We start from the raw sequence: 9,925 nt of genomic DNA on the forward strand, positions 1-9,925 counted from the left end.
GGGATACTCGCCATCGCCCCCGGGCGCGGGTCGCTGGCGGTCTGGTCACCGGGGCTCGACGAGTACGGCAACAGCCTTTTGGGCGCCCGGGCGCTGGAGATGTTCGTCCAGCGCACGGGCTGGTCGGTATTCGGCCACTAGGGCGTGCTCAGCGTTTCAGCAGCGCCTCGTACACCGCCAGATCATCGGCGGAAAAGCAGCAGAAGGTGACCGCGTCGACGCTCGTGCCCGGCAGCGTCTCCTCGACGGTCTGGACCGCGATCTCGGCGGCGCGCTCGATGGGAAACCGGTAGATACCGGTGCTGATGCTGGGGAAGGCGATGGAGCGAGCGTCGACGGAATCCGCCAGCTCCAGCGCCCGGCGGTAGCAGTTGGCGAGCTTTTGCGCCTCGCCGCGCGCGCCGCCGTTCCATACCGGGCCGACGGCGTGGATCACGTAGCGCGCCGGAAGCTTGAAGCCTTCGGTGAGCTTGGCGTCGCCGGTCTCGCAGCCGTCGAGCGCCCGGCAGGCCTGTTTGAGTTCCTGGCCGGCGGCGCGGTGGATCGCGCCATCGACCCCACCGCCGCCCAGCAGCGACCGGTTCGCGGCGTTGACGATGGCGTCGACCTCGAGCGTGGTGATATCGGCCTGTAGCGCGTCGATCTTCATGGCGTTCCCTCCGTATCAAGCTATCAAGGTAACGATAGCCGACCCGGCTCGCTTTCGCTCTCCTTCGCCGCGCGCCGGCCGCTCTCCCAGGCCAGCACCATCTGCTTGCGCGCCACGCCCCAGCGGTAGCCACCGAGCGCTCCGCTCTGCTGAATCACCCGATGACAGGGTATCCACAGTGCCACCGGGTTGGCGCCGATGGCACTGCCCACCGCGCGGGACGCCCCGGGCTTGCCAAGCACCTGGGCGATCTGGCCATAGCTTGCCAGCGCCCCTTCGGGAATCGCCAAAAGCGCCCGCCACACCGCCATCTGAAAGTTGGTGCCCGCCACGTGCAGCGAAAGCGTACTCGAAACCCTCGCCCCGTCGCCGAACAGCGCCTCGACCGGCGCCCGGGTCGCCTCGACGTCGAGCACCAGGCGGCTTCGCGGCCACTGGCTTTCGAGTAGCGCCAGCTGTTCGTCGATGCCCGCGGCGCCGATGAACGCCATGCGGCAGATACCGCGAGGCGTGGTCGCGACCAGCACCGCGCCGAACGGGCTCGGGTGGACGCCGTAGGTCAACGTGACCCCTTCGCCGCGCTTCTTGAACTCCCCGGGCGAGACCGCCTCGAGGGTGACGAAGTGATCGAACAGCCGCGAGCCGCCGCTCAGGCCCACCGCTTCGGCGGCTTCCTGAAGAGAGACGCTGGAGGCGATGAGGCACTTGGCACGCTCGAGCGTCAGCGCCTGTAAAAAGCGCTTGGGCGAGACGCCGACGTGACGGCGAAAAAGGCGCTGAAAATGGTACATGCTCAGGTGAACCTGCGCGGCGACGCAGGCCAGATCCGGCTGGCGCGCGGCGTTCTCCACCATGTAGGCCATCGCCTTCTCGATTCGCCCGTAGTCGTCCATCGCTCGCTCCCTGGGTTGGTGATGCCAAGCATAAGCGAAGAGCGCGGGCCGTGTGACCCGAATCTTGCGCAGTTGCGAAAGGTCAATTTTCTACAATACGCCGCCGGGCGCGACCGGCACACTCGGGGCTCACCTTTCGATGACGAGGATGACGATGAACCTGTCGCTGCTGCTGCCGATGTCCGCCTTCGCCCTGGCGGCCTCCATTTCTCCCGGCCCGGTCAATCTGGTCTGCCTGAGCAGCGCCACCCACTACCCGGCAAGGCGCGGGCTTTCGTTCGTCACCGGCGCCACGCTTGGCTTCATCGCTCTGTTTCTGGGTATCGGCGCCGGGCTCTACGCCCTGCTCACCCGCGTAGCGCTGCTCGAAACGCTGCTGCGCTTTGCGGGGGTGGCGTTTCTGCTCTACCTGAGCGCCAGGTTGGCCCTGGACGACGGTCGGCTTTCCGAGGCGCGCCCGCCAAAGGCACCGGGCTTCTGGACCGGCGCCGCCATGCAGTGGCTCAACCCCAAGGCGTGGCTCGCCTCGGCCTCCGGCATCAGCGCCTATACCGGCGGCGACGCCGGATTGATCGTCGTTTTCGCCGCGCTCTATCTGCCCATTTGCTGGCTGTCGCTGGCAAGCTGGGTTTACGCCGGGGCGTTTCTCAAGCGCCACGTTCACAAGCCCCACGTGCTTAGGGTGGTCAACCGGGTACTGGCACTACTGCTGGCGGCAAGCGCCGTGGTCATCCTGCTCGATTAGGCAGGTGCGGTACTGCTTCGGCGTGGCGGCCAGCAGCCGCTTGAAGGTGCGCTGAAAATGCGGCTGGTCGTTGAAACCCAGGGTCAAGGCGGTATCTGCGATGGAGTGCCCCTGCTTCAGGCGCTCGCGACCCAGCTCGACCCGCCGGTTGATCAAGTAGGCCCTGGGCGTCATGTGAAAATGGCGCTTGAAGGCGCGAATCAGGTGGCCAGCGCTGTAGCCCGAGAGGCGGCACAGTTCGTCGAGGGTCACCGCTTCGAGCGCATTGTCATCGAGATACGCGGCCAATGCCGCCAACGCCGGCGAGACACGCTCTCGCTCTTGTGCCGTGGGGGCATCCAGATGGACGAACACTTCCCGCAGGTAGCCGGCAAGCGCTGCCTTTTTGGCCGGTGCCGACAAGCGCTTGTTCAAAAGCGCGGCGATGGTGCGCCGGTAGCGCTGGTAAAGGAGCGGCGACGAGATCACGCCGGTGGCGATATCCTGCCACTGCGGCGAGCGCGAAAGCCCCGCGTTGAAGCGAAGCTCGCTGACCCAGGCGGTCTGTACGTAGAGCATCAGGTACGCCCAGGGCTCGCTCTGAAGCGGGTTGCAGGCGTGCGCCCAGCCGGGATTCATCAGCACCAGATCCCCGGCGCGAATGGCGTGATGCTCGTCCCGATAGACGAACGTGCTCTGGCCCCGCGTGACTGCGCCCAGGGACCAGTGGTCGTGGCTGTGCAGCGCGTAGGCAACGTGGCGAGCATCGCGAATCACGCGCAGTTCCACCTCGGGCAGGCGCGGGTCGCGCCAGAAAAGAGGAGTCGAAGCGTTCACGGCGTTTTCCAGACAGTGCGTGCAGCGAATAAATAGCAAGGGTTTCGCCCTCGCTTTGCTGACCTATACTACAGTAGCTTTCGTACCCGCCTCGGGTCATCCGCTTCACAAGGGAGTGAAGCCCGCCATTTCACGTCAGGAGGACATCGTGGCTACCGGTACCCCCGATCACAAGGATGCCATTCGACTCTACGCCCGCCTGGGATACGCCTCTCGCGGTATCGTTTACCTGCTGGTCGGCGGCCTGGCGGCGCTGGCCGTCTTCGGTCAGGGCGGGCAGACCGAAGGCAGCCGCGGCGCGCTCGAGCGCCTGCTCACAGCACCATTTGGCAAGGTACTGCTCGGGCTGATCGCACTGGGGCTTCTAGGCTACGCCATGTGGCGATCGATCCAGGCGATCAAGGATACCGACGGCCACGGCACCGGTGCCAAGGGTATCGCCATTCGGGCCGGGCTCTTGATCAGCGCGATCACCCATGCGCTGCTGGCGTTCTACGCCGCCAGCCTGATCTTTCGTCTCGGCGCTTCCGACGGCTCCCAGGGCTCCCAGGGCACGGTGAGCTGGCTCTTCGAGCAGCCCTTTGGCCGTTACCTGGTGGGCGCCGCGGGTGTCTGCATCATCGGCGCGGGCATCGCGCACTGCATCAAGGGCGCCCAGGCCAAGTTCGACAAGCACTTCGCCATGCCCGAATCGACCAAACGTTGGGCGTACCCGGTGTGCCGCTTCGGGTTGATCATTCGCGGCGTCGTGTTCGTGATCGTGGGCGGCTTCTTCATGCTCGCGGCCTATCACGTCAACGCCAACGAAGCCGGTGGGACCGAAGAGGTCTTCAGTTTCCTGCGCGATCAGGCCTTCGGACAGTGGCTTCTAGCCTTCGTCGCCTTGGGGCTTTTCGCCTTTGGCGCCTACAGCGTGCTGGCGGCGATCTACCGTCGCATCGATCCTGGCCTTTGAGATGGTACTTTTCTCGCACGGCCATAAGCAGTGGCTCACGCGCCTCAACCGCTCCAGGCGCATGCTCTGGCTGCTCGGGGCGCTGTCGTTTCTCGAGACGCTCATCCTGCCGGTGCCGCTCGAGCTGATCATCATTCCGCTGATGGCCTCGAACCGCGCGCGCATCTGGTCGATCGCGGCGGTCGTCACCGCCGGGTGTCTGCTCGGGTCGCTGGCGGGCTACGGTATCGGCATGGCGCTTTTCCAGTCGCTCGGCACCTGGCTGATCGGCGTCATGGGGATCGAGCAGAGCTTCCAGAGCTTTCAGACGTTCTTCAGCCAGTACGGGTTCGCCGCCATCGTCGCGATCGGCATCCTCCCGATTCCCTACCAGGTGGCGCTGATCACCGCCGGGCTTTCGGGCTATCCCATCCTGCTGTTCCTGCTCGCCGCCCTGCTCTCCCGCGGCGTGCGCTACTTCGGGATCGCGTGGCTCGTGTACCGTTTTGGGCATGAGGTCGAGCGCATGTGGAAACGCCACGCGCTGATGACGAGCCTGCTGGGCGGCGCGCTGATTCTGGTGCTGGTATTGGGCATGCAGCTGATCGCCAGCCGTCTGATGTAACGGGCCATGAATCTCGGGCCGGGCCGACGCTCGGCCCTTGGCTGGCTGCCAGCCTGTGCGCTGTTCACCTAGGCTTTGGAGTAATCCCGCTCGACTCGGGCGATCCGCGTGGTGAAGTGCGTGTACCACGTGTCATGGCCCAGGCGCTGCGCCACTAAATGCTCGGCGTTGGCCTTCCAAGTGCGGATCGCCTCCAGATCTGCCCAGTAGGAGACCGTCACGCCCAGCCCCTCCCGAGCGGACTCCATTCCCAGAAACCCCGGCTGCTCGGCGGCCAGCGCCACCATGCGCTCCGCCATCTCGCCGTAGCCTCGGGTATTCTCGCCAAGTTCCGAGGTAAAAATGACGGCGTAGTAAGGCGGCTCGGGGGTCTTGGCGATCTGGGTCATGAGAACGGCAGGCTCCTGGTACGTGAACGCGGTAAGGCGTGATGCGGCCATGATAGCCGCTGACGCATGAGGGCGGTATCTCCCCTCGTCGTTTGGCCGAAAGTGTCCGCTTGTTGGCCGCTCGGCGCCTCGCGGCGGACAGCGCGCGCTCGTAAGCTTGGCTCTCGCCTTGTAAAGATCACACTGCAAAGAGAGCCACGCCCATGACCGTTTCATCTACCGCGCTTTTGTTGATCGATGTACAGGCCTCGTTTCCCGCCAGGGAGTACTGGGTCGAGGCGCTCGCCGAGCAGTGGCGGCCACAGCAGCGCGCCCTGCTCGAGGCTGCCAAGGCGCAGGGCATTCCCCTGGTGAGAATCTTTCACGAGGCGCCGGGGAGCGACACGCCCTTCGACCCGGCGCAGGGGCTGATTCGTCCGCTCGCGGGGTTCGAGGATAGCGCCGACGTCACCTTCCACAAGCGCGTTCACAACGCCTTCAAGCGTGGCTCGACGCTCGCGACATCACCCGGCTGGTCATCAGCGGCATTCGCACCGAGCAGTGCTGCGAGACCACCGCCCGGGTCGGCTCGGATCTGGGCTACCAGATCGATTTCGCAAGCGACGCGACCCTGACCTTTCCCATGACCCGGCACGGGGTGACCTGGTCCGCCGAGCAGATCAAGGCGCGCACCGAACTGGTTCTCGAAGGGCGTTTTGCGCGTATCATCGACACCGACACCCTGATCGACGAGTGGCAGACCTCGCGTGAATGACGCTTTGACCTTTACCTCCTCGGCCAACCGCCCGCTGCGGGTCGCGGTACTCATGCTGCCTGGCCAGGTTCCGCTGGACCTGATCGGCCCGCTCCAGGTACTCTCGAGCGCGGCCCGGCTTTCGCTTGCCATCGAGATTCGCTATTTGGGCCCGCAGGCGGCGATGGCCTGGCTCGGACCCTTGAGTCTCACCGGCATCGAGCCGCTGCCGGAGACGTTGCCCCATCAGGACCTGCTGCTGATTCCGGGCCAGTACCGCGACGGGTACGAGCCCGATGCCCAGCGTGAAAGCCTCGCCTGGCTCATGGCCAACGCCGAACACGCGGATACCCTGATGACCGTCTGCTCCGATACGCTGCTGCTGGCGGAGGCGGGGTTGCTGGCGGGCAGGCGCTGCACCACGCACCACTCGCTCTTGCAGCAGCTATGCGAGCGTGCCCCCCGAGGCCAAGGTGCAGCGCGACTGCATCTTCACCGAGGATGGCCGTTTTTTGACCAGCGCGGGCATCTCGACGGGTATCGACACCATGCTGCACTGGCTGACCCGGGTAGGCGGGCACGCTCTTACGCTGGCGGTGGCGCGGGAGATGGTGCTTTACCTGCGCAGAAGCGGCCAGGAGCCCCAGCTGGGCGCCTGGCTCGAGGGGCGCAACCACGTGGATGAGCGTATTCACCGGGTGCAGGACGCCTTGTGCGCGGCTCCAGCCCGGCCCTGGCGGGTCGAGGCACTCGCCCGCCAGGCGGCGATGAGCGAGCGCCATTTTCGCCGCCGGTTCAAACTCATGACTCAAATGTCGATTCTCGACTATATCGCCGGCATCCGGATGCAGCGCACCAAGGCGCTGATGAGCGAAACCGGCTGGCCGCTTGCGCGTATTGCCGCTGAAACCGGCTTTGGCGACGAGCGTCAGCTGCGCCGCAGCTGGGCCCGCGTGGAAAAGGCAACGCCAAGCGCCTGGCGGCGCGCCGAAACGATGACCTCTCAGGTCTAGAAGATCGCCACACAGATCAAGACGCACATCGCGAGCAGGCAGAGAAGCCCTACCCCGTAGGCAAGGGTGCGCCAGGGCTGGAGTCTTGCCAGGTAGAAGAAGGTATGGGCGTAGCGCGCGGCGGTGAACAGCATGAACAGCCACCCGGCGAGTGCCGGCGAGGCGCCGACCATCACGTAGGCCACGCCCAGCCCCAGGAAGATGGGGATGTTCTCGAGGTCGTTCGACCACGCCTTGGCTGCCTGCTGCACCTGGGGCAGCTCCTCGCTGGCCGGCTCCTTGCCCGCCATGCGCGCATCCTCCGGCGTTTTGAAGGTCATCTTGCTGATGCGGTGATAACCCTGGTAGAGCGAGGTCGCCCACATCTTCAGAAACAGCAGCACGGCGGCCACGGCATACCAGTATACGGCGTCGTCCATGATGACTCCTTTGGCTCGTGTCTCGGTATCGATGAGTGACGCGAAAGCGTCGCCCCAGCAGTATAGCCAATGGCGGGACGCCTACCTGTACGCCGCTTTTCAAACGCCGAGCACGCGTTTACCATGCGCCCCCCATCCAGCGCGAGCCCGACCATGTCCGCCAACGCCCTCTATACCGATCTTTCCGGCTACTACGACCTGATGTGCGAGGAGATCGACTACCCCACCCAGAGCCGCGGCGTGATGCGCCTGAACCAGCTGTTCGGCAACGGCGGGCGCTACCACCTGGATCTGGCCTGCGGCACCGGCCCCCACGTGCGCCATTTTCTGGATGCCGGGTTCACCAGCGGCGGACTCGACATCAACCCGCCGATGCTCGAGCGCGCGGCCAAGCGCTGCCCCGAGGCGCACTTCAGCGTGCAGGACATGGGCGATTTCGACGTGACCGTCCCGCAGGACCTGATCACCTGCTTTCTCTACTCGATCCACTACAACGCGAATATCACGCGGCTGAAAGCCTGCATCGCGCGCGCCCAGAAGGCGCTCTCGCCCGGCGGCGTGTTCTGCTTCAACGCGGTGGACAAGGACAAGATCGATAACGCCCTGGCAGTCAAGCACCGCGTGGCACGAGGCGAGGAAACCTTCACCTTCCAGTCCGGCTGGCACTACCCGGGCGCGGGCGAGCGCCAGGCGCTGCGGCTGAGCATCGAGAAAAAGCGCGGTGACGACGTGCAGCGCTGGGGCGACGAGCACGCCATGGTGGCGGTGGGCTTCGAGGCGTTGATCACGCTTCTGGAAGAGCATTTCAGCGTGAATGTGTTCGCCCACGATTACGCCACCATCGAACCCTGGGACGGCGAGGCAGGCAATGCGCTGTTCGTCTGCGTCAAGGCGTGACGCGCCTGCTCACTGCACGTAGTAGCCGCTCACCCGCCAGACGCCCTCTTCCAGGTGCGGGGTGATGGTCTCGGTGATCGAGGCGCGGTTGGCGAAGCGGGTCTGGTAGGTGAAGATCTTGTAGTCGTCGCGCGGGGCGCCGGGCATCGAGGTATCGCTGGTCACCCGCACGCGGCGGCGCGCCTCGAGCGGCCCGAAGTCGTGGCGGGCAAGCTCGATGGTACGTTCCAGCATGCGGGGCGAGAGTGGGCGCTGCAGCAGCGGCGACGCCTCATCCCAGGCTTTTTCGAAGTCGCCCTGGTCGATGCTCTCGAGCCAAGCCAGTACCGCCGCCTCGGCGGCCTCCATCTGGGCATGGGCGGGCAGTGCAATCAACAAAAGCGACAGGATCGAGGCGCGCAGCGTCATCGGCATGAAAGGCTCGTGGCAGAAAAAGAGTGTTCTTCTCTATATCGGGCGAAACCGCCATACCTTTAATCGCCCCTGCCTCGTCATGCTCGTCAAGCACCATTGGGCCTTCAAACACGAAGCCCGACGCACAAGGCCGGGCTTCGTACTGGTTCTGAATGCCTTGCGGGCTAGCTACCCTCGCCGGGGCGATGCTGGTTCTGCAGCCCCATCAGGAAGTTGCGCAGAATCTGGTCCTTGCACTCGCGGTAGTTCTTGTGGCCGGGCTTGCGGAAAAAGGCGCTCAGCTCGTGATGGCTCAGCGGTAGCCCCTCGCGCTCGAAAATGGCCAGAATGTCGTCGGCCTGCAGGTTCAGCGCAATGCGCAGCTTCTGGAACACCTGGTTGTTGTTGAGCTTGGCTTCCGGCGCGGGTGCCGGGCCCTCGCGCTTGCCGCGCTTGTAGCTGATGAAGCCGTTGAGGAAGGTGGCGAGATCCCGGTCGCGCATCGCGGCGTAGCCTTCGTCGTCATCCTTTTTCAGCCAGGCGGTCACCTTGGGTTGCTCCACCTCGGCTTCGGCCAGCCTGAAGATGGCGACGATGGCGGTGTCCTTGAGATCGAAGATATAGCGCACGCGGCGCAGGATGTCGTTATTGGTCACGCGGGCTCTCCGGGTGGGTCAATGAGTGCAGCAGCTCGTCGATTTCACGCTTGAGGTCGTTGTCCTCGATGTTGCCGGCGCTGGCCTTCGCCTTGCGCAGCGCCACAAGGGCAGCGTCTTCGTCCTCGAGCTCCACCCAGAGGCTCGCCATGGAGTAACCGATGGAGGCGATGTAGTCATCCAGCGACTTGGCGACGGCCTTGTCCAGCGCCTTCTGGTAGAGCGCCAGCGCCTCATCGGACTCCTCGGTGAAATCCGCCAGGGTCTCCCACTGCTCCGGGTGATCCTTCTCGGTGTACTCGTTGTCGATACAGATCGCCTCGAGCTCGCCGTAGAGCGCCTCGAAACTCTCGCGATCGTCCTTGTGAGCCGCGCGCATCAGCTTCTCGGCAAGCTCATAGACGGCCTTGTGAATCTTGGTGTTGATCATTACGCGAAAACGTCTCTTGAATGAAGATAGGGCTCGCGGCGGACATCGACCGTCGCGCGACCTGTTCGATGCGCCAGTTTAAAGCCAAATGCGCCCGCTGTAAGGTTTGATTCGCATCCTTATGAGGCGGCTAGCGGGGTGACTCAGCGGATGCTCACTTGCCCCCGGCCATGTCGATGAAGGCGCCGGTCACGTAAGAGGCCTGCTCGGAGAGAAGCCAGGCGATGCCTTGGGCGATCTCCTCCGGCGTGCCACCACGCTTTAGCGGAATCTGCGGCGCCAGCCGCTCGACCCGCCCCGGCTCGCCGCCATCGGCGTGCATCTGGGTATGAA

General features: G+C 64.9%; 17 protein-coding genes and 1 pseudogene. 9 read left to right on the forward strand and 9 right to left on the reverse strand.

Translation table 11 applies throughout. The features are described 5' to 3' along the window. Nucleotides 1-141, forward strand: a 141-nt coding sequence (locus BIS11_RS04650) for a glutaminase (protein ID WP_253585774.1), incomplete at its 5' end; no start/stop codon positions are given. Between the two features lie 7 nt (nt 142-148). Here the strand turns inward: BIS11_RS04650 and BIS11_RS04655 are convergent. Further along, a complete protein-coding gene (locus BIS11_RS04655) occupies nt 149-649 on the reverse strand; it encodes an O-acetyl-ADP-ribose deacetylase (protein ID WP_253420468.1) in 501 nt (166 codons plus the stop codon). 23 nt (nt 650-672) lie between these two features. After that, nucleotides 673-1,542 carry a methylated-DNA--[protein]-cysteine S-methyltransferase gene (locus BIS11_RS04660; protein WP_253420471.1) on the reverse strand — a complete coding sequence of 290 codons (870 nt, stop codon included), beginning with the start codon at nt 1,540-1,542 and terminating at the stop codon, nt 673-675. Between the two features lie 154 nt (nt 1,543-1,696). Here BIS11_RS04660 and BIS11_RS04665 point away from each other — a divergent pair, with 154 nt between their 5' ends. Then, the gene (locus BIS11_RS04665) at nt 1,697-2,287 is read left to right on the forward strand and encodes a LysE family translocator (RefSeq protein ID WP_253420473.1); all 591 of its coding nucleotides are present in this window, start codon (nt 1,697-1,699) and stop codon (nt 2,285-2,287) included. Here BIS11_RS04665 and BIS11_RS04670 read toward each other — a convergent pair. Beyond that, nucleotides 2,246-3,103 (reverse strand): AraC family transcriptional regulator, encoded by an 858-nt coding sequence (locus tag BIS11_RS04670; protein ID WP_253420475.1) that lies wholly within the window; start codon nt 3,101-3,103, stop codon nt 2,246-2,248. The two genes, BIS11_RS04665 and BIS11_RS04670, sit on opposite strands and share 42 nt — an antisense overlap. 148 nt (nt 3,104-3,251) lie before the next feature. Here BIS11_RS04670 and BIS11_RS04675 point away from each other — a divergent pair, with 148 nt between their 5' ends. Continuing rightward, complete coding sequence (locus BIS11_RS04675) at nt 3,252-4,058, forward strand: DUF1206 domain-containing protein (RefSeq protein WP_253420477.1); 807 nt, start codon at nt 3,252-3,254, stop codon at nt 4,056-4,058. 1 nt (nt 4,059) lies between these two features. Further along, on the forward strand, nt 4,060-4,662 hold the full coding sequence (locus tag BIS11_RS04680; RefSeq protein WP_253420479.1) for a YqaA family protein: 603 nt from the start codon (nt 4,060-4,062) through the stop codon (nt 4,660-4,662). Nucleotides 4,663-4,730: 68 nt separating this feature from the next. Here the strand turns inward: BIS11_RS04680 and BIS11_RS04685 are convergent, their stop codons facing one another. Continuing rightward, the gene (locus BIS11_RS04685) at nt 4,731-5,051 is read right to left on the reverse strand and encodes an antibiotic biosynthesis monooxygenase (protein WP_253420481.1); all 321 of its coding nucleotides are present in this window, start codon (nt 5,049-5,051) and stop codon (nt 4,731-4,733) included. 203 nt (nt 5,052-5,254) lie between these two features. Between BIS11_RS04685 and BIS11_RS04690 the strand changes: the two genes are divergently transcribed. From BIS11_RS04690 to BIS11_RS18625, 4 genes and pseudogenes are all read left to right on the forward strand, one after another. Beyond that, nucleotides 5,255-5,665 carry a hypothetical protein gene (locus tag BIS11_RS04690; protein ID WP_367399057.1) on the forward strand — a complete coding sequence of 137 codons (411 nt, stop codon included), beginning with the start codon at nt 5,255-5,257 and terminating at the stop codon, nt 5,663-5,665. After that, nucleotides 5,578-5,805: a hypothetical protein gene (locus BIS11_RS18615; protein ID WP_367399058.1), complete on the forward strand. Its 228-nt coding sequence runs from the start codon at nt 5,578-5,580 to the stop codon at nt 5,803-5,805. Before BIS11_RS04690 ends, BIS11_RS18615 begins: the two co-directional genes overlap by 88 nt. A gap of 163 nt (nt 5,806-5,968) precedes the next feature. Continuing rightward, a pseudogene (locus BIS11_RS18620) lies at nt 5,969-6,172 on the forward strand (AraC family transcriptional regulator); the annotation flags it as partial. Between the two features lie 67 nt (nt 6,173-6,239). After that, the gene (locus BIS11_RS18625; RefSeq protein WP_253420483.1) at nt 6,240-6,797 is read left to right on the forward strand and encodes a helix-turn-helix domain-containing protein; all 558 of its coding nucleotides are present in this window, start codon (nt 6,240-6,242) and stop codon (nt 6,795-6,797) included. Here the strand turns inward: BIS11_RS18625 and BIS11_RS04705 are convergent. Next, nucleotides 6,794-7,216, reverse strand: a complete 423-nt coding sequence (locus tag BIS11_RS04705; RefSeq protein ID WP_253420486.1) for an MAPEG family protein — start codon at nt 7,214-7,216, stop codon at nt 6,794-6,796. The genes BIS11_RS18625 and BIS11_RS04705 overlap by 4 nt on opposite strands. Nucleotides 7,217-7,369: 153 nt before the next feature. Between BIS11_RS04705 and BIS11_RS04710 the strand changes: the two genes are divergently transcribed. Further along, a complete protein-coding gene (locus tag BIS11_RS04710) occupies nt 7,370-8,113 on the forward strand; it encodes a class I SAM-dependent methyltransferase (RefSeq protein ID WP_253420489.1) in 744 nt (247 codons plus the stop codon). A gap of 9 nt (nt 8,114-8,122) precedes the next feature. On the opposite strand, the gene BIS11_RS04715 is transcribed toward BIS11_RS04710, so the two are convergent. The 4 genes from BIS11_RS04715 to BIS11_RS04730 all read right to left on the reverse strand — a co-directional run. Then, nucleotides 8,123-8,527: a DUF4019 domain-containing protein gene (locus BIS11_RS04715; RefSeq protein WP_253420492.1), complete on the reverse strand. Its 405-nt coding sequence runs from the start codon at nt 8,525-8,527 to the stop codon at nt 8,123-8,125. Nucleotides 8,528-8,691: 164 nt separating this feature from the next. After that, nucleotides 8,692-9,162, reverse strand: a complete 471-nt coding sequence (locus BIS11_RS04720; RefSeq protein ID WP_253420495.1) for a DUF1456 family protein — start codon at nt 9,160-9,162, stop codon at nt 8,692-8,694. Further along, nucleotides 9,152-9,592 (reverse strand): tetratricopeptide repeat protein, encoded by a 441-nt coding sequence (locus tag BIS11_RS04725; protein ID WP_253420499.1) that lies wholly within the window; start codon nt 9,590-9,592, stop codon nt 9,152-9,154. Before BIS11_RS04725 ends, BIS11_RS04720 begins: the two co-directional genes overlap by 11 nt. A gap of 154 nt (nt 9,593-9,746) precedes the next feature. Further along, nucleotides 9,747-9,925: SDR family oxidoreductase (locus BIS11_RS04730; RefSeq protein WP_253585775.1), on the reverse strand; the 179-nt coding region annotated here is incomplete at its 5' end.

Origin of the sequence: Halomonas sp. 707D4 (genome assembly GCF_024158685.1) — a bacterium.
In the GTDB taxonomy this organism is placed as follows: domain Bacteria; phylum Pseudomonadota; class Gammaproteobacteria; order Pseudomonadales; family Halomonadaceae; genus Vreelandella.

What these genes read in the sequence shown, in the direction of transcription:
- BIS11_RS04710 (WP_253420489.1), top strand. Translation starts at nt 7,370, where the DNA reads ATGTCCGCCAACGCCCTCTATACCGATCTTTCCGGCTACTACGACCTG.
- BIS11_RS04690 (WP_367399057.1), top strand. Translation starts at nt 5,255, where the DNA reads ATGACCGTTTCATCTACCGCGCTTTTGTTGATCGATGTACAGGCCTCG.
- BIS11_RS04655 (WP_253420468.1), bottom strand. Translation starts at nt 649, where the DNA reads ATGAAGATCGACGCGCTACAGGCCGATATCACCACGCTCGAGGTCGAC.
- BIS11_RS04715 (WP_253420492.1), bottom strand. Translation starts at nt 8,527, where the DNA reads ATGCCGATGACGCTGCGCGCCTCGATCCTGTCGCTTTTGTTGATTGCA.
- BIS11_RS04680 (WP_253420479.1), top strand. Translation starts at nt 4,060, where the DNA reads ATGGTACTTTTCTCGCACGGCCATAAGCAGTGGCTCACGCGCCTCAAC.
- BIS11_RS04660 (WP_253420471.1), bottom strand. Translation starts at nt 1,542, where the DNA reads ATGGACGACTACGGGCGAATCGAGAAGGCGATGGCCTACATGGTGGAG.
- BIS11_RS04725 (WP_253420499.1), bottom strand. Translation starts at nt 9,592, where the DNA reads ATGATCAACACCAAGATTCACAAGGCCGTCTATGAGCTTGCCGAGAAG.
- BIS11_RS04665 (WP_253420473.1), top strand. Translation starts at nt 1,697, where the DNA reads ATGAACCTGTCGCTGCTGCTGCCGATGTCCGCCTTCGCCCTGGCGGCC.
- BIS11_RS04685 (WP_253420481.1), bottom strand. Translation starts at nt 5,051, where the DNA reads ATGACCCAGATCGCCAAGACCCCCGAGCCGCCTTACTACGCCGTCATT.
- BIS11_RS04705 (WP_253420486.1), bottom strand. Translation starts at nt 7,216, where the DNA reads ATGGACGACGCCGTATACTGGTATGCCGTGGCCGCCGTGCTGCTGTTT.